Below are 20087 nucleotides of genomic sequence, written 5' to 3'. Positions count from 1 at the left end.
GTACTGCGCAGCGTCGAACGGCCCGTCTACGACACCCTCATGTCGGACCAGCTCGACACGGCCATCGAGCGGCAGGGCAAGGGCGATCTGGCCACCATGCTCGCCGGCGGCGACACCTGGACCGTCGTCGGTTAAAGCGTCTTCGGCAACGTTCCGGTTCTCCGGGGCCCGGATCTCTTAAAAGGTCCGGGCCTCGTCGTATGCCTGGCGGGCCTTGAACACGTCGTCCAGCCGTCGTTCCGTCCAGCGCCCCAGATCGCTCACGTACCCGGCGGCCTCCCGGCCCAGCTCGGTCAGGGAGTAGTCCACGCGCGGCGGGATCACGGGCTTGGCGTCGCGGTGGACGAAGCCGTCGCGTTCCAGGGTCTGGAGCGTCTGGGCGAGCATCTTCTCGCTGACCCCGCCGATCCCGCGCCGCAGTTCGCTGAAGCGGTAGGAGCGCTCCAGCAGCGCGCCGAGCACCAGCACGCCCCAGCGGCTGGTGACGTGCTCAAGGACGATCCGGGACGGGCACGTGGACGGGCCGGCGTCCGGCTGCCCCGCCCTCATGTTCTCCGGCTTCCACCAGTCCGCCGGCTTCCCTTGGGTTTCGCTTACGGCCATGCCAGTACCTTACTTCAAGGTGGGTACTTACGCCTGGTTAGTGCTCCCCCTAGGGTGAGTGACAGAGAGTGCCGGTCCCGGCATATCCACCCGAACGGGAGCCCCCCATGAGCATCGTTGTCACCGGAGCCACCGGACACCTCGGCCGCCTGGTCGTCGAATCCCTGCTGGCCGACGGCGTCCCGGCCGACGGGATCGCCGTCGTCGTGCGGAACAAGGAGAAGGCCGCGGGTCTGGTGGCGCGCGGTGTCGAGCCGCGGGTCGCCGACTACAGCCGCCCCGAGACGCTGACGGACGCGTTCCGGGCCGGTGACCGGGTCCTGCTGATCTCCGGGAGCGAGGTCGGGCAGCGCGTGCCGCAGCACGCCGCCGTCATCGACGCGGCGCGGGCGGCCAGCGTGGCCCAGCTCGCGTACACCGGCATACTGGGCGGGCCCGACGCCGACTTCGAGCTGGCCGCCGAGCACAAGGCGACCGAGCGGCTGATCCTCGATTCCGGGCTGCCGTACACCTTTCTGCGCAACGGCTGGTACACCGAGAACTACACCGGGAACCTCGCGCCCGTACTGGAGCACGACGCCGTCGTCGCCGCAGCGGGCGAGGGCCGGATCGCCGCCGCCTCCCGCGCGGACTACGCCGCCGCGGCGGCGGCCGTACTGACCGGCGAGGGTCACCTGAACAGGGCGTACGAGCTGAGCGGCGACACGGCGTGGTCGCTGGGCGAGTACGCGGCCGAGCTGTCGCGGCAGACCGGCAGGACGATCGCGTACACCAACGTGCCGGCCGAGACGCTGCTCGGGATCCTCACCGGCGCGGGGATGCCCGAGCCGATGGCCGCGCTCCTGGTGGAGGTCGACCACGCGATCGAGCGCGGGCTGCTGGCCGGTACGACGGGGGATCTGGCCCGGCTGGCCGGCCGTCCCACCACCCCGCTCGCCGAGACGATCGCCGAGGCGCTCAAGAGCTGACCCCCGCACGCCGGCAGCCGCCCCTCGCATACTGACGCGTCATGACCGTATGACGATACGGACATGACATCGCGGCCCGCGCGGCGCTACCTTCTTGGGGGCGCCGTGCCGGGACGGCGCGTGTGCGCGGGGAGGGTCTGTGAAGGCGAAGGGCGACCAGCGGGCGGGACTGCCGGCCCAGCGGGCGGGGCTGCTGTACGGGATCGGTGCCTACGGGATGTGGGGGCTGGTCCCGCTCTACTGGCCGCTGCTCGAACCGGCCGGGGCGATGGAGATCCTGGCCCACCGGATGGTCTGGTCGCTGGCGTTCGTCGCCATCGGACTGCTGGCGCTGCGCCGCTGGGGCTGGATACCGGAGCTGATACGGCAGCCCCGCAAGCTGGGGCTCATCGCCGTGGCCGCCACCACGATCTCCCTCAACTGGGGTTTCTACATCTGGTCGGTCAACACCGGCCATGTCGTCGAAGCGTCTCTGGGCTACTTCATCAACCCGCTGGTGACGATCGCCATGGGTGTTCTGCTGCTCAAGGAACGGCTGCGGCCCGCCCAGTGGACTGCGGTCTTCATCGCGCTGGCCGCCGTACTGGTCCTCGCCGTCGGATACGGGCAGCCGCCCTGGATCTCGCTCGTACTGGCCTTCTCGTTCGCGACCTACGGCCTGGTCAAGAAGAAGATCAACCTCGGCGGCCTGGAGTCGCTGGCGGCCGAGACCGCGGTCCTGTTCCTGCCCGCGTTCGGCTATCTGGTGTGGCTGGGCGTGTCCGGGTCGGCCACCTTCGGCTCGGAGGGTACGGGCCAGATGGCCCTGCTCGCCGCCACGGGCGTGGTCACCGCGCTGCCGCTGGTCTGCTTCGGCGCGGCGGCGATCCGGGTACCGCTCTCGACGCTGGGCCTGCTCCAGTATCTGGCCCCGGTCTTCCAGTTCGTCCTGGGCATCACGTACTTCCACGAGGCGATGCCGCCTGAGCGGTGGGCGGGCTTCTCGCTGGTCTGGCTGGCCCTGGCGATCCTGACCTGGGACGCGCTGCGGAACGCCCGCCGTACGAGGGCGGAGGCGCTGCGCCTCACGGCGGAGGCGGCAGCGGCAGCGGCAGCGGCGGAAGCGCCAGAGACGGAGGCCGAGGCGGCGACAGCGGCGACGGCCCCGGCGCAGGCGGGCGCGCCGGTCCCGGTCACGGACGCGCCGCTCCCGGTCGCGGAGGAGAAAACGGCCGGGCGGTGAATCCGGCCGCCGTCCGCCATCCGGACGTGCCGGAGCACGGCGTACGAACATGACCGGCCGTACGCGGAGGAGAGCCGGAGGCGGCCGGGTGGCGCGCGCGTCCCGCCCGGCCCACGACATGCCCCGAAACCGCCGGGGAAACAGGACATGTCCGGTCAGCGAACACCGCTGACCGGTTTCCGCTCTTGACGGCGAGTCAAGCTCTCCCCCAGCATTCAGCACGCACAGCGCACCAACAGCTTCAGCACCACGATCAGCTTCTCGATCGGCACCACCAGCGCCACCAGCTCCAACGCCCCGCGCCGTCGTCGCCGTGGGGCGTCTCGCACGTTCCGTCCTGTCCCCGTACGGAATCCGGAGCCCCCACATGAAACTCTCCGTTCCCGGAGCGCACCGCATACCCGCTCGGCCCGTCCGCACCGGCCGAATATCCACCCGCGGTGCCACGGCCGCGGTCGCGGGACTCGCCGTCGCCGGGCTGCTCGCCGCCGCCGCGCCCGCCGTGTCAGCGGCCCCCGCCGCGCCTCAGGCCGCCAAGAGACCGGCACAGTCCGCGCCCGCCGCGCTCGCGGCCCCCGATATACCGCTCGCCAATGTCAAGGCGCATCTCACCCAGTTCTCGTCCATCGCCGCCGCCAACGGCGGCAACCGCGCCCATGGCCGCGCCGGCTATCTGGCCTCGGTCAACTACGTCAAGGGCAAGCTGGACGCGGCCGGGTTCACCACCTCCGTCCAGCAGTTCACCTCCGGCGGCGCCACCGGCTACAACCTGATAGCCGACTGGCCGGGCGGCGATCCGAACCAGGTCGTGATGTCCGGTTCGCATCTCGACTCGGTCACCTCGGGCGCCGGGATCAACGACAACGGATCGGGCTCCGCCGCCATCCTGGAGACCGCGCTCGCCGTCTCGCGGGCGCAGCTCAAACCGGCGAAGCATCTGCGGTTCGCCTGGTGGGGCGCGGAGGAGCTGGGTCTGGTCGGCTCGCGGTACTACGTCAACAATCTGCCGACCGCCGAGCGCGCGAAGATCAGCGGCTATCTGAACTTCGACATGATCGGCAGCCCGAACCCCGGCTACTTCGTCTATGACGACGACCCGGCCATTGAGCAGACCTTCAAGGACTACTACGCGGGTCTCGGCGTCGCGACGGAGATCGAGACCGAGGGCGACGGCCGCTCGGACCACGCTCCGTTCAAGAACGTGGGCATCCCCGTCGGCGGGCTCTTCAGCGGCGCCGACTACATCAAGACCGCCGCGCAGGCGCAGAAGTGGGGCGGCACCTCGGGGCAGTCCTTCGACCGCTGCTACCACTCCTCCTGCGACACCACGGCGAACATCAACGACACCGCGCTCGACCGCAACAGCGATGCCGTCGCCCACGCGGTGTGGACGCTGTCGGCGAACTCCTCGGGCCCGTCGGGTGAGGTCTTCGAGACCCTCGACGACGTCACCATCCCGGACAACGGCCCGACCATCACCTCGGCGGTGACCGTCTCCGGCCGTACGGGCAACGCCCCCGCCGCGCTCAAGGTGGGTGTGGACATCAAGCACACCTGGCGGGGTGACGTGGTCATCGACCTGATCGGCCCGAGCGGGACGGCCTACCGGCTGAAGAACTCCAGCGCCAACGACTCGGCCGACAACGTGATCGCCACCTACACGGTGAACGCGTCGAGCGAGGTCGCGAACGGCGTCTGGCGGCTCCGGGTCCAGGACGTGGCCGCCCAGGACACCGGCTACATCGACAGCTGGCGCCTCACCTTCTGAGGCGTCCGATGCTTCTGAGCCGTACGGGCGGTCCGGACCGGACCGGACCGCCCGGGGCCGTATGAGGCGCCTCCCATGACCGCGGCTGCCCGCGTGCTGCAATCGGTGCGCACGCGGGCGGCCGCACGTACTCCGGGGGCGTCTGGCTCAGACGCTGATGTCCTTCGTCGTGAAGCGCGCCCAGGCCGCCGAGCCGAACACCGCCGCGTACAGCGCCTGGAGCCCCAGGTTCCGGCCGATGTCGTCCCAGTAGAACGGCTCGCGCAGCAGATCCGCGAAGGACAGCCAGTGGTGCGAGAAGAGATACGGCTGTATCGCGTGCAACTGCGGGATCGTGTCCAGGATCTGCACCGTGATCAGCAGCCCGACGGTCGCGGCCATCGCCGCGATCCCGCTGTTGGTCAGGGTGGAGATGAACAGACCGAGCGCCGCCAGCCCCACCAGCGAGGCGGCGACGACCACCGCGATCAGCAGGGCCCGCAGCAGCCCGTCGCCGAAGGAGACGCGGGTGCCCGAGATCGTGGTGACCTCGCCCAGCGGGAAGAGCAGCGCGCCGACGGCGAGCGCCGAGACCGCCACGACGAGCGTCGCGACCAGACAGAAGGCCAGCGTGGACGCGTACTTGGCGAGCAGCAGTCGCGTACGTCCGGCCGGCGCGACCAGCAGATAGCGCAGCGTCCCGCCATTGGCCTCACCGGCGATCGCGTCGCCCGCGATGACCCCCACCGCCATCGGCAGGAAGACGGGCAGCGTCGCGGCGAGCGCCGCGAAGACCAGGAACAGTCCGTTGTTGGTGATCTGCGTAAGGAACGCCGGGCCGTTCGGTCCGCCCCCCGGCCCCACTCCCCCGCCGTCGCTCGTCTCGATCTTCACGGCGATCCCGATGAGGACGGGTACGGCGGCGAGCACACCCAGCAGCGCGAGGGTCCGCCAGCGCCGGAAGGTGGTGGTCACCTCGGAGTACAGCAGCCCGAACGTCCACCACAGCCGGCGCTCCCTGTCCCGGGTCACGGGCCCCGCCGGTCCCGCGCCCGCCGTCGCCGGCGCTTCCGCCTCGGCCCCTGCCCCGGTCCCTGCCCCGGCCCCCGCCTCAGCCCGCGACATCGAAGCCCTCCCCCGTCAGCGCGACAAAGGCGTCCTCCAGCGAGGCGCGCTCCTGGCCGAAGGCCCGTACGCGGACCCCGGCCCGTACGAGCGCCGCGTTGAGGTCGGCGGGGTCCACCGGCTCCGCCCCGCCCGTGGGCAGTTCGCCGCTCACCCGGTCCTCCGCCACGACCACATCCGTGACCCCCAGCTCCTTCAGCACCCGGGCGGCCTCGCCGGGATCGGGGGTGGTGACGGCCAGCCGCCCCCGGGTCCCGGCCGCCAGCTCGGCGACCGGCCCCTGGGTGATCAGCCGTCCCTGGGCCATCACGGCGGCGTGCGTGCACACCTGCTCGATCTCGTCGAGGAGATGCGAGGACAGGAAGACGGTCGTGCCGTCCGCAGCCAGCTCCCGTATCAGGGTTCTGATCTCCCGCATGCCCTGCGGGTCAAGACCGTTCGTGGGTTCGTCGAGCACCAGCAGCCTGCGCGGCCTCAGCAGCGCCGACGCGAGCCCGAGGCGCTGCTTCATCCCGAGGGAGTACGCCTTCGCCCGCTTGCCCGCCGCGGCGGTCAGCCCGACCCGGTCCAGGGCGTCGGTCACCCGGGCGCGGCGGGTACGGGGGTCGGCGGTCGGGTCGGCGGAGTCGTACCGTACGAGGTTCTCCCGGCCCGACAAGTACCCGTACAGCGCGGGCCCCTCGATGAGGGCGCCGACCTCGGGGAGTACGGCGCGGGCCGCGCGGGGCATGGGCCGGCCCAGGAGCGAGGCCGAGCCGGCGGTCGGCTCGATCAGTCCCATCAGCATCCGGATGGTGGTCGTCTTGCCCGAGCCGTTGGGCCCGAGGAAGCCGAACACGCTGCCGGCGGGGACGGAGAGGTCGAGCCGGTCCACGGCGAGCTGCCCGCCGCGGTACCGCTTGGTGAGCCCACGCGTCGCGATCACAGCGCGCGCCTCGCGCCCATGGGTCTCGTCGAGCACGGCTGTCATCTCGCTCCCGCTCCCCCGGTCTGGTCGTCCCGTCGCCGGCCGTACACCGGTCCTCTGCCATCCGTGCGCCGTCCGTGCGCCGTCCGTCGCCGTCCGGCAGTACGAGAACGGACCGGCCCAGGTCAGCGTTCCGCCCCGCCGTACGCGACGTACGACGGGGCGGAACAAGCCGGACGGACCGAATAAACCGAACAGGCCGGACGGATCGTTACTTCGCCGCGTTGGCGGCCTTGACCAGCGCGTCCTGCGTGACCGCGCCGACGTACACCGTGCCGTCGTCCGTCATCAGGGCGTTGATCAGACGGGTCTTGAAGACCGTGCCCGAGCCGAACTTCCCGGTGACCTTGTCACCCAGCGCGTCCAGGAACTGCCGCGCCTCGGCCGGGACATCGCCCGACTTCCCCGCGTCCGCGCCCGCCGCGCCCGCGAAGCCCTCGCCGGCGCCGGTGTTGAGCTCGTAGACGGCGTTCCAGCCCCCGCCGATGACCTTCGGAGCGTCCTGCTCCTTCGGCCCCTCGGCGCCGTCGTGGCCCTTGGGCAGCTCCGGGATCCCGCTCTTGTCGCCCGCGCCCTTGTCGTCGCCCCGCGTCACCTTCGCGCCCTTGGGCGGCGTGAAGTCGAACGTGGAGGCGGCGGGCTTGGCGAAGTCGACCTCGGTGAAGCCGACATCGACCACGGCCTTGCCACCGCTGCTCGGCGAGAGCGTGAACTTCAGCGGGGTACCGGTCTTCGCGTCGACCGCGACCTTGATCGAGCCGACCGTCGAACCGCTCTGCTTGGGCTTGATGAGCAGCTGGTAGGCATCGCGCCCGGCGACCTTCGCCGTGCCGTCGACGGTCACGGACGTCGTGTCGCCCGCGGCCTTCAGCGCCTGCTCGGCGAAGTCCTTGGGGGTCGCCGGGACATCCTTCAGCGCGTCCTTCGGGGCGTGCTTCCCGCCGTCCTCGGCCGCGCCGCCCTTGGCCGCGCCCTTCGGGGCCGTCGCGTGGTACGCCTCGTTGGAGGCGCTGTCGTACGCCCAGACCTCGCCGCCGTTGTGGATCAGGCTGTACTCGGCGGCGGTGTCACGGATCGACAGCCGCTGCTTGTCGGGACCGTCCACCGCGACCCGCAGCGTGTGCGTGCCCGAGCCGAGCTCCATCAGCTTGGCGTTCGGGTCCGCGGACGAGCCGTCCGTGGGGCCGGAACCGGCCGGTCCGCCCTTGCCGCCGGCGAGCGCGCCGCCCGCCAGGTCGCCGAGGCCGGCCAGTGGCGGGAGCCCCAGATCCGTGGTGATCTTCACGGAGCCCGAGAGCTGCTCGGTCTCCGACGCGGCGATCTTCTCGATGAGTTGCTGCGCGCTGATCTCCGGCAGTTCGGGGTCGCCGGTCGCGGCGAGTGCCGGGACGAGCCCGATGGTCGCCGCAGCCACCCCCGCCACCGCGACGGGGAGCGCGTAGCGCGCCGCCTTGCGGCGGCCCTCGCCGGGCTCCCTGTCGTCCTCGGTGATCCGTGCGCTGTCGTTCGGTGCCATGTGTGCTCTACCTCCGTGGTCGGCGGCCTTCGGTCTCGTGCACTCGTCCACTCCGCGCCGCCAGTCTCACCCGAATTGGTCAGGAGTGGTGTTAACCATCTGACCAAACGGCCTCGATATAAGCGTCAGACCCGGGGCGCAACTTCCCGTACTGCTCTGGGATGACATACCGATGAGATGCTTCCCGTATCCACTAGGGGAAGACAACGTTCCGCCAACCCGCGCCGACCCGCGCCACGTCACGCCGGCCCATCGCTCCGGGCGGACGCCCCGGCCCACCGCCCCGCCTCGGGCGGACGCCCCGTCAGCCCGCCCGGTGGACCACGGCGTCGCACAGCTCGATCAGCGCGGACTTCGCGTACCCGTCGGGCAGCGGCGTGAGCGTCGCCCGCGCCTCCTGCGCGTACCGCACCGTGTCCCTGCGCGCCTGCTCCAGGGCCGGATGCGCGCGCAGCAGCCGCAGGGCCTCCGAGAGCCGCTCGTCGTCCGACAGATCGCCGTCCAGCAGTTCGACCAGCGCGAGGTCCTCGGGCTTGCCGTACGCCTCGGCCTGGGCGCGCAGCAGCAGCACCGGCAGCGTGGGAATGCCCTCGCGCAGATCCGTGCCGGGAATCTTGCCCGACTCGTGCGAGTCGCTGGCGATGTCGAGTACGTCGTCGGCGAGCTGGAAGGCGACGCCGAGCCGCTCCCCGTACTGGGTGAGGATGTCGACGACCGACTCGTCCGCCCCTGAGGTCATCGCGCCGAAGCGACAGGAGACGGCGACCAGCGAACCGGTCTTGCCGCCCACGACATCGAGGTAGTGCGCGACCGGGTCGCGTCCGTCGCGCGGTCCCGCGGTCTCCAGGATCTGGCCCGTCACCAGCCGTTCGAACGCCTCGGCTTGGACCCGTACCGCCTCGGGCCCCAGGTCGGCCAGGATGTGCGAGGCGCGCGCGAAGAGGAAGTCGCCCGTGAGGACGGCGACCGAATTGCCCCAGCGGGCGTTGGCGCTGGCCACGCCGCGGCGGACCTCCGCCTCGTCCATCACGTCGTCGTGGTACAGCGTCGCGAGATGGGTCAGCTCGACGACCACCGCCGCCGGGACGACACCGGGGGCGTACGGGTCACCGAATTGTGACGCGAGCATGACCAACAACGGCCTGAACCGTTTGCCGCCGGCTCGTACCAGGTGCCGCGCCGCTTCCGTGATGAAGGGCACGTCGCTCTTGGTGGCATCGAGCAGTCCCGCCTCGACAGCCGCCAACCCGGTCTGGACATCGGCCTCAAGAGCCTGGTCCCGCACGCTCAGCCCGAACGGCCCGACGACGGTCACGAGAAGTACTCCTGTCTGCTGACGATCACACGGATTGTCGATGTGTCGCTGCCTTCACTCAAGTCAGCGTATCCGGTCGCCTTTCGATCACCGTGGGCGCCTTCCCGGACCCGCCGGTATGTTCGGAACAGCCATACAACCAGGAGTAGCGCTTTTGTCCGGAACAACGGCCGAACCCCGAGCGAACGCGGAGCAGCCACCGCCAGGCGACGATCACGCCTTCCTCGGCCACCCCCGAGGTCTGCTGACCCTGTCCGGTCTCGAAGTCTGGGAGCGCTTCTCATTCCTCGGGATGCAGGCCGTCCTCGTCCTCTATTTCGTCGCCACGGTCCAGGACGGCGGCCTGGGGATGGCCGACGGTACGGCGGCCTCCGTCGCGGCGGCCTACGGGACGCTCGTCTATCTGCTCTCGGTGGCCGGCGGCTGGCTCGCCGACCGGATCCTCGGCTCGTACCGCGCGGTGCTCTGGGGCGGCGTCCTCATCGCCCTCGGGCACTACGCCATGGCCGTCCCCACGGCGGGCATGACGTGGGCGGGCCTCGGTCTGATCAGCGCCGGCACGGGCCTGCTCAAGCCGAACGTGTCGGCCATGGTCGGCAAGCTCTACCGCACCGAGGACGAGCGCAGGGACGCCGGCTTCGCCCTCTACTACATGGCGATCAACATCGGTGCCTTCCTCGGCCCGCTCGTCACCGGCTGGCTCGGCGACCACTCCGGGTGGCACACCGCGTTCTCGGCCGCCGCCGTCGGGATGACCCTCGGTCTCGTCCAGTACGTGGCGGGCCGCCGTCACCTGGCCGGACGCAAGCACGCCGCCGGGTTCGCGCTCGCGCCGGAGCCGATGCGCCGGGCCGTACGGCTGATGATCGCGGGCGCGCTCGTGATCGCCGTCCTCGCGGTCGCGCTGTCGCTGGCGGGCTGGCTCACCATCGGCCGCTTCGCCGACGTCCTCACCGTGCTCTCGGTGATCGCGCCCGTCGTCTACTTCGTGGTGATGTTCCGCAGCCCGCGGGTGACCGCCGAGGAGCGCGGCCGGCTGCGCCCGTATCTGGTGCTGTTCATAGCCTCCGTCTTCTTCAACTTCATCCTGTTCCAGGCGTACTCGACGATGATCCTGCTCGCCTCGGCCAACGCCGACACCTCGATCCTCGGCTTCACCTTCCCCGCCGGGTGGTACGCCTCCGCCCTGGGCGCCTTCGAGGTCGCGCTCGCGCCCGTCGTCGCCGCCGTCTGGGTCCGGATGGGCCGCCGCCAGCCGCACGCCTCCAACAAGATCGCGATCGGGGTGATCCTCGGCGGTCTGTCCTTCCTGCTGATGGTGCTGCCCACCTCCGGGCACGGCGGCACCGACTACCGGATGGCCGCCTGGTGGATCGTCGGCTCGTATCTGCTGCTCGGCCTCGGCGACATCCTGGTGGAGACCTCCGGGCTCTCCGCCTCCACCAAGCTCGCGCCCAAGGCGTTCGCCGGCCAGACCCTGGCGCTCTGGTTCCTCTCGCTGGCCCTCGCCAACGGCATCCAGGCACAGACCGTGAAGCTGTACGGGCAGGTGTCGCAGCCCGCGTACTTCGGCGTGAACGGCGCCATCGCGGTCGTGGCCGGTCTGGCGGTGGTCGCGGCGGCCCCCTGGCTGCGCCGGACCATGCACCCCGTCCACTGAACCGCACCCACCGAGCCCCGTCCACCGGACCCCGCCCACCGAGCCCCGTCCACCGGACCCCGCCCACCGAGCCCCGCCCACCGACTCCCGGCCGCCGGGTCCGCCGAGCCCCGGCCACCGGACCCGCACCCCAGCCCTTCCCCCTCCCCGCACCGTCCGCCGAGGTGACCGGCATGCCCCCCACCATCCGCACCGACTTCCCGTACGAGACGACCCGCACGGACGTACGCGTCCCCCTCCCCGACGGCACCCGGCTCCACGCGCGCGTATGGCGCCCGGTCACCGACGAACCCGTCCCCGCGCTGCTCGAATACCTGCCGTACCGGCTGAGCGACTGGACGGCCCCGCGCGACTGGCAGCGCCACCCCTGGTACGCGGGCCACGGCTACGCGTCCGTACGGGTCGATGTGCGCGGGCACGGCAACAGCGAGGGCCTGCCGGGGGACGAGTACGACGCGACCGAGCTGGCCGACGGCGTCGAGGTGATCAACTGGCTCGCCGCGCAGCCCTGGTGCACCGGCCGCGTGGGCGTGTTCGGGATCTCCTGGGGCGGCTTCAACGCGCTCCAGCTCGCCGCCCTCGCGCCGGAGCCCCTGAAGGCGATCGTCACCGTCTGCTCGTCCGACGACCGCTACGACAACGACGTCCACTACATGGGCGGCTCGGTGCTCGCCGTGGACATGCACGCCTGGGCGGCGACGATGCTGGCCTTCGTCGCCCGGCCGCCGGACCCGGTGTACGCCGGGGAGGGCTGGCGCGAGATGTGGCTGAACCGCCTCGAAGCCGTCGAGCCCCTCGTCCACACCTGGCTGGCCCACCAGACCCGGGACGCGTACTGGCGGCACGGCAGCGTCTGCGAGGACTACGGCGCGATCGAGGCGGCGGTCCTGGCCGTCGGCGGCTGGCACGACCCGTACCGCGACACCGTGCTGCGGCTCGTCGAGCACCTGGACCCGGCGCGGGTACGGGGGCTGATCGGGCCCTGGTCGCATCAGTACCCGGACCGGGGGCTGCCGCCGGGCCCGGCGATCGGCTTCCTCCAGGAGACCCTGCGCTGGTGGGACCAGTGGCTGAAGGACACGGACACGGGGATCATGGCCGAGCCGCCGCTGCGCTCCTGGATCAGCGCCTCGCACCCGCCCGCGACCGTCTACCCCGAGCTGCCGGGCCGCTGGGCCGGCGAACCCTCCTGGCCCTCGCCCAACGTCACCGTCGTCCCGTACGCCTTCCAGGGCGAGCCGGTGGCCGTCGACTCCCCGCAGCAGACCGGGCTGGACGCGGGCCGCTTCTTCCCGTTCGGCAATGACGCGGACCTGCCGCCCGACCAGCGCGACGAGGACGCGAAGTCCGCCTGCTTCGAGATCCCCGTCACCGGCGGGCTGACCGAGATCCTGGGCCGCCCGCGCGTCCGGCTGCGGCTGCGGCTCGACGTCCCCGCGGGACAGGCGATCGCCCGGCTCTGCGACGTCGCTCCGGACGGCTCGTCCACCCTCGTCACGCGCGGTGTCCTCAATCTGTCGGCGCGGAAGGGCCGCGACCGGGTCGCGCCCTGGCCCGAGGGCGCGACCGAGGACGTCACCTTCGAGCTGAACGGCATCGGGCACACCTTCCCGCCGGGGCACCGCGTCAGGCTCGCGGTCTCGTCCGCGTACTGGCCGTGGATCTGGCCGCGCGCGGAGTCGGCGGGCTTCACCCTGGACCCGGCGGGCAGCTCGCTCGAACTCCCGGTCCGTACGGCCACCGCCGCCACCGCCGCCGCGGACCGGGCGATCGCTTTCGGACCGCCCGAGCAGGCCGAACCGATGGGCGTGGTCTCGCCGGTCACACTGGACGAGGAGCGGCCCGAGCGGCTGGTGACCCGGGACGTGGCGCGGGGGCTGTGGCGGCTGGAGGTCGATCCGCGCTACGGCGGCACCCGCGTCTATCCCGACGGGCTCGAATTCGGCGAGGACGCGCTGGAGACGTACACGATCCAGGAGAGCGACCCGCTGTCGGCCACCGCCCGCTCGGACTGGCGGATCCGGCTGCACCGGCCGGAGCTGGGGTGGGACGCGCGGGTCGAGACCCGCTCCGAGATCAGCTGCGACGTGGCCGACTTCATCACGTCCAACGAGGTGATCTGCCGCGACGGCGACGAGGTGGTCTACCACCGGACCTGGGAGAAGCGCGTTCCGCGCACGGCGGGGTGATCGCGCGCACAGCGGCGCGGAGCCCGCGCCCAGGCGGTACGCGGACGGGCCCGACGTGCGCGTACCTGGGACGGACGGGGACGGACCCGACGTGCGCGTACCCCGGGAGGGGCGGGGACGGGCCCGACGGCGGCGATCTGACGGGGGAACAGGTCCGCGGCGGGGGCTACCGCGGGTACGCTCCGCGAACTACCCGTCACAGTCCGCACTTTTGGGTCAAGGCGGACTTTTCACCACTGCCGCGGCTGGGCAACAGCGACGTAACGTGTCCTGCATCGATCCGGAAAGCGAGGCAGCACCAATGCCCGAGCAGAGCCCGCTCGAACCGGCCGAGGGAGACCCCTTCGGCCCGCACAACCTCCCGTACGGAGTGTTCTCCACCGCCGACGAGCCCGACCGCCGCCGGCTCGGGGTCCGTATCGGCGACCACGTGCTCGACGCGGGAGCGGCGGCGCACGCCCTGGGCTCCCCGTACGCCGCACTGCTGGCCAGGCCGAGCCTCAACCCCCTGATGGCGGCGGGCCGTACGGCCTGGCGCGATGTCCGCCGGGCCCTCACCGCGTGGGTCACCGTGCCCGCTCACCGCGCGGACATAGAGCCCCTGCTCCATCCGCTCGGCTCGGTCACGCTGCATCTGCCGTACGAGATCGCGGACTACGTCGACTTCTACGCGAGCGAGCACCACGCCACCAATGTGGGCCGGATCTTCCGCCCCGACGGGGACGCGCTGCCCGCCAACTGGAAGCATCTGCCGATCGGTTACCACGGCAGGGCGGGCACGATCGTCGTGTCCGGTACGGACGTGACGCGCCCGTCGGGCCAGCGCAAGACGCCCGCCGACCCGGCGCCGGTCTTCGGGCCCTCCGTCAAGCTCGACATCGAGGCGGAGGTCGCCTTCGTCGTCGGCACGCCCTCGCGGCAGGGCGGTGCGGTGGACCAGGCGTCCTTCCGCGACCATGTCTTCGGGCTGTCGCTCCTCAACGACTGGTCGGCGCGCGACATCCAGGCGTGGGAGTACGTACCGCTCGGCCCGTTCCTCGGGAAGTCCTTCGCCACGTCCGTCTCGGCGTGGGTGACCCCGCTGGAGGCCCTGGACGCGGCCCGGGTGGCGCCCCCGGCCCGTACCGCCGAACTGCTCCCCTACCTGGACGACGCCGACGACGAGGAGCCGGGCGGCTTCGACCTGCGGATCTCCGTCGCGCTCAACGGCCAGGTCATCTCGGAGCCGCCGTTCTCCACCATGTACTGGACGGCGGCCCAGCAGCTGACCCATATGACGGTCAACGGCGCCTCGCTCCGTACAGGGGACCTCTTCGCGTCCGGCACGGTCAGCGGCGCCGCGCGCGAGCAGCGCGGCTCCCTGCTCGAACTCACCTGGAACGGCACCGAGCCCCTCGAACTGCCCGCCGGCAAGCGGACGTTCCTGGAGGACGGCGACGAGGTCACCCTGACCGCCTGGGCCCCGGGTCCCGACGGCACCCGGGTCGGCCTCGGCGAGGTCACGGGCCGGATCGTGCCCGCCTGAACCGACCGCCCGGTACATGACGAGACTGCCCGGCACCCGCGACGGGTGCCGGGCAGCCGGCTCGGTCGATGGACTCCAACGGACTCCGTGGACTCCATGGACGGCGCTCTACCGTACGAACCCGCCCGCCTGGCCCGCCAGGTCCAGAAAGTACTGCGGGGCCACGCCCAGGACCACCGTGACCGCGACGCCCACCGCGATCGCCGTCGTCGTCAGTACCGACGGCACCGCGACCGTCGGGCCCTCCGGCTTCGGCTCGCTGAAGAACATCAGCACGATGACCCGGATGTAGAAGAACGCGGCGATCGCCGAGGCGATCACACCGATCACGACCAGCACCCCGGCGCCGCCGTCCGCCGCCGCCTTGAAGACCGCGAACTTCCCGGAGAAGCCCGAGGTCAGCGGGATACCCGCGAAGGCGAGCAGGAAGACCGCGAAGACCGCGGCCACCAGGGGTGAACGCCGCCCGAGCCCGGCCCACTTGGACAGATGCGTCGCCTCGCCGCCCGCGTCGCGCACCAGCGTGACGACCGCGAACGCGCCGATCGTGACGAAGGAGTACGCCGCCAGATAGAAGAGGACGGACGAGATGCCCTCGCTCGTCCCCGCGATCACACCGGCCAGGATGAAGCCCGCGTGCGCGATCGAGGAGTACGCCAGGAGGCGCTTGATGTCGGTCTGGGTGATGGCGACGATCGCGCCGCCCAGCATCGTGACGATCACGACGCCCCACATCACCGGGCGCCAGTCCCAGCGCAGCCCCGGCAGCACGACGTACAGCAGCCGCAGCAGCGCGCCGAAGGCGGCCACCTTGGTCGCCGCGGCCATGAAGCCGGTGACCGGTGTGGGCGCGCCCTGGTAGACGTCCGGGGTCCACATGTGGAACGGCACCGCGCCGACCTTGAAGAGCAGCCCCATCAGCACCATCGCGCCGCCGATCAGCAGCAGCGCGTCATTGCCCATGGTGCCGGCGAGGGCCGGGTTGACGTTCTGCGCGGTGCCGCTGACGACCTCCGCGATCCGCGCGTACGAGACGGAGCCCGCGTATCCGTACAGCAGGGCGATCCCGAAGAGCAGGAACGCCGACGAGAAGGCGCCCAGCAGGAAGTACTTGACCGCCGCCTCCTGCGACATCAGCCGCTTGCGGCGGGCGAGGGCGCAGAGGAGGTAGAGCGGGAGCGAGAAGACTTCCAGCGCGATGAAGAGCGTCAGCAGGTCGTTGGCCGCCGGGAAAACCAGCATGCCCGCGACGGCGAACAGGGCCAGCGGGAACACCTCGGTAGTGGTGAACCCCGCCTTGACCGCCGCTTTCTCGCTGTCGCTGCCCGGTACGGCCGCGGCCTGCGCCACGAACGAGTCGACGCGGTTGCCGTGGGCCTCCGGGTCGAGCTTGCGCTCGGCGAAGGTGAACACGGCGACGATCGAGGCCAGCAGGATCGTGCCCTGGAGGAAGAGCGCCGGACCGTCGACGGCGATGGCGCCCATGGCCGCGATGTGCTTCTTGGTCGTGCCGTATCCGCCGGCCGCGAGCCCGACCACCGCCGCGAAGCCGGCGGCCAGGGCGACCACGGAGAGGAACAGCTGGGTGTAGTACCTGCCCCGGCGCGGGACGAACGCCTCGGCCAGGATGCCCAGGACCGCCGCGCCCAGCACGATCAGTACGGGTGACAGCTGCGCGTACTCGATGTTCGGGGCCGGGATCTTGGTGATCCCGTCGGCCGCCGTCGTTGTCCACAGGCTGTGGACGACAGTCGCACTCATGGAGCGGCCTCCACCTCGGGCTTGGGATCGGTCTGCTGGACGTCGGAGAGCGTGTGCTCCACCGCCGGGTTGACGATCTCGGTCAGCGGCTTCGGGTAGACACCCAGGAAGAGGAGCAGCGCGATCAGCGGGGTGACGACCACCAGCTCCCGGACGCGCAGATCGGGCATCGTCCTGACCTCGGGCTTCACCGGTCCCGTCATCGTGCGCTGATAGAGCACGAGGACATAGAGCGCGGCGAGCACGATGCCGATGGTGGCGATGATGCCGATCACCGGATACCGGCTGAACGTGCCGACCAGGACCAGGAATTCACTCACGAACGGGGAGAGCCCCGGCAGCGAGAGCGTCGCGAGCCCGCCGATCAGGAACGTCCCGGCGAGAACCGGCGCGACCTTCTGCACCCCGCCGTAGTCCGCGATGAGCCGCGAACCGCGCCGGGTGATCAGGAAGCCGGCCACCAGCATCAGCGCGGCCGTCGAGATCCCGTGGTTGACCATGTAGAGCGTGGCGCCCGACTGGCCCTGGCTGGTCATCGCGAAGATGCCCATGATGATGAAGCCGAAGTGGGAGATCGACGCGTACGCGATCAGCCGCTTCATGTCCCGCTGGCCGACGGCGAGCAGCGCCCCGTAGACGATGCTGATCAGCGCGAGCACCAGGATCACCGGCGTGGCCCATGTGGACGCCTCGGGGAAGAGCTGGAGGCAGAAGCGCAGCATCGCGAACGTGCCGACCTTGTCGACCACGGCCGTGATCAGTACGGCGACGGGCGCGGTGGCCTCGCCCATGGCATTGGGCAGCCAGGTGTGCAGCGGCCACAGCGGCGCCTTCACCGCGAAGGCGAAGAAGAAGCCGAGGAAGAGCCACCGCTCGGTGTCGGTCGCGATGGACAGCGAGCCATTGGCCCGCGCCTCGGCGATCTCGGAGAGCGAGAAGCTGCCCGCGACGACATAGAGCCCGATGACGGCGGCCAGCATGATCAGGCCGCCGACCAGGTTGTAGAGGAGGAACTTGACGGCCGCGTACGAGCGCTGGGTGGCCGCCGCCTCGTCCCCGCCGCTGTGGGCGCGGTCGCCGAAGCCGCCGATGAGGAAGTACATCGGGATGAGCATGGCTTCGAAGAGGATGTAGAAGAGGAAGACGTCGGTGGCCTCGAAGGAGAGGATCACCATCGCCTCGACCATCAGGATCAGCGCGAAGAAGCCCTGGGTCGGCCGCCAGCGGCGGTTCGGGTTCACCTCTTCCAGCGGGTCGGCGTCATGCCAGCCGGCCAGGATGACGAAGGGGATCAGCAGCGCGGTCAGCGCGAGGAGCGCCACCCCGATGCCGTCCACGCCCAGTTCGTACCGGACCCCGAAGTCCGCGATCCAGGCATGCGATTCGGTGAGCTGATAGCGGGCACCGCCGGGCTCGAAGCGGACCACCACGAGGGCGGCCAGCACGAGCGTGGCGAGCGAGAAGAGCAGCGCCAGCCACTTGGCGGCGGTGCGCCGGGCGGCCGGGACGGCCGCCGTGACGATCGCGCCGACCGCGGGCAGCGCGGCCGTCGCCGTCAGAAGCGGGAACGACATGTCCGTTACACCGCCCTCATCAGCAGGGTCGCGGCGATGAGCACTGCCGTACCTCCGAACATCGAGACCGCATAGGTGCGGGCGTAGCCGTTCTGCAGCTTGCGCAGCCGGCCGGAGAGCCCGCCGAACGACGCGGCGGTGCCGTTGACCACGCCGTCGACCAGGGTGTGGTCGACATAGACCAGGGAGCGGGTGAGGTGCTCGCCGCCGCGGACCAGGACGACATGGTTGAAGTCGTCCTGGAGGAGATCGCGGCGGGCGGCGCGGGTGAGCAGCGAGCCGCGCGGGGCGGCCACCGGCACGGGCTTGCGTCCGTACATGAACCAGGCGAGGGCGACCCCGAGAACCATCACGACCACGGTGGCGGTGGTGACGGTGGCCGCGCTGACCGGCGGGTTCCCGTGCGAATGTCCGGTGACGGGCTCCAGCCAGTGCAGGAAGCGGTCCCCGATGGAGAAGAACCCGCCGGCGAAGACCGAGCCGAAGGCCAGGATGATCATGGGGATGGTCATGGACTTCGGGGACTCGTGCGGACGCGGCTCGTGTCCGTTCTCATCGGGCTGCCAGCGCTTCTCGCCGAAGAACGTCATCACCATCACGCGCGTCATGTAGAACGCGGTGATCGCGGCGCCCAGCAGCGTGACGGCGCCGAGGATCCAGCCCTCCGTACCGCCCTTGGCGAAGGCCGCCTCGATGATCTTGTCCTTGGAGAAGAAGCCGGACAGCCCGGGGAAGCCGATGATGGCCAGATAGCCGAGACCGAACGTGACGAACGTGACCGGCATGTACTTCCGCAGGCCGCCGTACTTCCGCATGTCGACCTCGTCGTTCATGCCGTGCATGACCGAACCGGCGCCGAGGAAGAGCCCGGCCTTGAAGAAGCCGTGCGTCACCAGGTGCATGATCGCGAAGACATAGCCGATCGGGCCGAGGCCCGCCGCCAGGATCATGTAGCCGATCTGCGACATCGTCGAGCCCGCGAGGGCCTTCTTGATGTCGTCCTTCGCGCAACCGACGATCGCACCGAAGAGGAGCGTCACCGCGCCGACCACCACGACCACCAGCTGTGCGTCCGGCGCCGCGTTGAAGATCGCGCCGGAGCGGGTGATCAGATACACGCCCGCCGTCACCATCGTCGCCGCGTGGATCAGGGCCGACACCGGGGTCGGGCCCTCCATCGCGTCACCGAGCCAGGACTGCAGCGGCACCTGCGCCGACTTGCCGCACGCGGCCAGCAGCAGCATCAGGCCGATCGCCGTCAGCTTGCCCTCCGTCGCGTCGCCCGTGGACGACAGGACGGGGCCGAAGGCGAAGGTCCCGAAGGTGGTGAACATCAGCATGATCGCGATCGACAGACCCATGTCGCCGACGCGGTTGACCAGGAACGCCTTCTTGGCGGCCGTGGCCGCGCTGGGCTTGTGCTGCCAGAACCCGATGAGCAGGTACGAGGCGAGCCCGACACCCTCCCAGCCCATGTACAGCAGCAGGTAGTTGTCGGCGAGGACCAGCAGCAGCATCGCCGCAAGGAACAGGTTCAGATAGCCGAAGAAGCGGCGGCGCCGCTCGTCGTGCTCCATGTACCCGATGGAATAGATATGGATGAGCGTGCCCACGCCGGTGATCAGCAGGACGAAGGTCATCGACAACTGGTCGAGCTGGAAGGCGATGTCCGCCTGGAACCCCTCGACGGGGATCCAGCTGAACAGATGCTGGTGCAGCGAGCGGCCTTCGCCGCTCTTGCCGAGCATGTCGCTGAAGAGCACGACACCGATCACGAAGGACGCGGCGGCCAGCAGTGTGCCGAGCCAGTGGCCCACGCGGTCGAGCCGACGCCCGCCGCACAGCAGGACCGCCGCTCCGAGCAGAGGCGCCGCGACAAGCAGCGCAATCAAGTTCTCCACGATTCAGCGACCCC

14 protein-coding genes and 1 pseudogene are annotated in these 20087 nt (G+C 70.8%); 7 read left to right on the top strand and 8 right to left on the bottom strand.

Annotated features, from left to right (window positions below; translation table 11 throughout):
* A pseudogene (locus tag ACZ7LS_RS33570) lies at positions 1-135 on the top strand (2-oxoacid:ferredoxin oxidoreductase subunit beta); the annotation flags it as partial.
* A gap of 42 nt (positions 136-177) precedes the next feature.
* On the opposite strand, the gene ACZ7LS_RS33565 reads toward ACZ7LS_RS33570, so the two are convergent.
* Positions 178-549, bottom strand: coding sequence for a winged helix-turn-helix transcriptional regulator (locus tag ACZ7LS_RS33565; protein WP_385134633.1), 372 nt, complete (start codon positions 547-549; stop codon positions 178-180).
* A gap of 161 nt (positions 550-710) precedes the next feature.
* Between ACZ7LS_RS33565 and ACZ7LS_RS33560 the strand changes: the two genes are divergently transcribed.
* From ACZ7LS_RS33560 to ACZ7LS_RS33550, 3 genes are all read left to right on the top strand, one after another.
* Positions 711-1571, top strand: coding sequence for an SDR family oxidoreductase (locus tag ACZ7LS_RS33560; protein WP_385134628.1), 861 nt, complete (start codon positions 711-713; stop codon positions 1569-1571).
* 217 nt (positions 1572-1788) lie between these two features.
* Positions 1789-2793, top strand: coding sequence for an EamA family transporter RarD (gene rarD, locus ACZ7LS_RS33555; protein WP_382872482.1), 1005 nt, complete (start codon positions 1789-1791; stop codon positions 2791-2793).
* A 367-nt stretch (positions 2794-3160) separates the two neighbouring features.
* The gene (locus ACZ7LS_RS33550) at positions 3161-4561 is read left to right on the top strand and encodes a M28 family metallopeptidase (protein WP_385134626.1); all 1401 of its coding nucleotides are present in this window, start codon (positions 3161-3163) and stop codon (positions 4559-4561) included.
* Positions 4562-4708: 147 nt separating this feature from the next.
* Here the strand turns inward: ACZ7LS_RS33550 and ACZ7LS_RS33545 are convergent, their stop codons facing one another.
* From ACZ7LS_RS33545 to ACZ7LS_RS33530, 4 genes are all read right to left on the bottom strand, one after another.
* On the bottom strand, positions 4709-5665 hold the full coding sequence (locus tag ACZ7LS_RS33545) for an ABC transporter permease (RefSeq protein WP_385134624.1): 957 nt from the start codon (positions 5663-5665) through the stop codon (positions 4709-4711).
* Complete coding sequence (locus tag ACZ7LS_RS33540) at positions 5652-6635, bottom strand: ABC transporter ATP-binding protein (RefSeq protein WP_385134622.1); 984 nt, start codon at positions 6633-6635, stop codon at positions 5652-5654. The genes ACZ7LS_RS33545 and ACZ7LS_RS33540 overlap by 14 nt, the downstream gene beginning before the upstream one ends.
* Before the next feature lie 208 nt (positions 6636-6843).
* Positions 6844-8148, bottom strand: a complete 1305-nt coding sequence (locus ACZ7LS_RS33535; protein ID WP_385134620.1) for a LolA family protein — start codon at positions 8146-8148, stop codon at positions 6844-6846.
* A gap of 304 nt (positions 8149-8452) precedes the next feature.
* Positions 8453-9463, bottom strand: coding sequence for a polyprenyl synthetase family protein (locus ACZ7LS_RS33530; RefSeq protein ID WP_382525770.1), 1011 nt, complete (start codon positions 9461-9463; stop codon positions 8453-8455).
* A 154-nt stretch (positions 9464-9617) separates the two neighbouring features.
* On the opposite strand from ACZ7LS_RS33530, the gene ACZ7LS_RS33525 reads away from it, so the two are divergent.
* The 3 genes from ACZ7LS_RS33525 (at position 9618) to fahA (ending at position 14837) form a co-directional block, all read left to right on the top strand.
* The gene (locus ACZ7LS_RS33525; RefSeq protein WP_385134618.1) at positions 9618-11123 is read left to right on the top strand and encodes a peptide MFS transporter; all 1506 of its coding nucleotides are present in this window, start codon (positions 9618-9620) and stop codon (positions 11121-11123) included.
* 173 nt (positions 11124-11296) lie between these two features.
* Positions 11297-13312: a CocE/NonD family hydrolase gene (locus ACZ7LS_RS33520; protein WP_385134616.1), complete on the top strand. Its 2016-nt coding sequence runs from the start codon at positions 11297-11299 to the stop codon at positions 13310-13312.
* A gap of 301 nt (positions 13313-13613) precedes the next feature.
* Positions 13614-14837, top strand: a complete 1224-nt coding sequence (fahA, locus tag ACZ7LS_RS33515) for a fumarylacetoacetase (protein ID WP_382671656.1) — start codon at positions 13614-13616, stop codon at positions 14835-14837.
* Between the two features lie 108 nt (positions 14838-14945).
* Here fahA and nuoN read toward each other — a convergent pair whose 3' ends face one another.
* The 3 genes from nuoN to nuoL are packed head-to-tail and all read right to left on the bottom strand — an operon-like array spanning position 14946 to position 20073.
* Positions 14946-16598, bottom strand: coding sequence for an NADH-quinone oxidoreductase subunit NuoN (gene nuoN / locus ACZ7LS_RS33510; protein WP_382525762.1), 1653 nt, complete (start codon positions 16596-16598; stop codon positions 14946-14948).
* Positions 16595-18172: an NADH-quinone oxidoreductase subunit M gene (locus ACZ7LS_RS33505; protein ID WP_382525761.1), complete on the bottom strand. Its 1578-nt coding sequence runs from the start codon at positions 18170-18172 to the stop codon at positions 16595-16597. Before ACZ7LS_RS33505 ends, nuoN begins: the two co-directional genes overlap by 4 nt.
* A 5-nt stretch (positions 18173-18177) precedes the next feature.
* Complete coding sequence (nuoL, locus tag ACZ7LS_RS33500; protein WP_382525759.1) at positions 18178-20073, bottom strand: NADH-quinone oxidoreductase subunit L; 1896 nt, start codon at positions 20071-20073, stop codon at positions 18178-18180.
* Positions 20074-20087 lie beyond the last annotated feature (14 nt).

The organism is Streptomyces sp. NPDC039430 (genome assembly GCF_055639435.1).
Note: the sequence above shows the minus strand (reverse complement) of the source record. Positions and strands in the feature narration are given on the sequence as shown.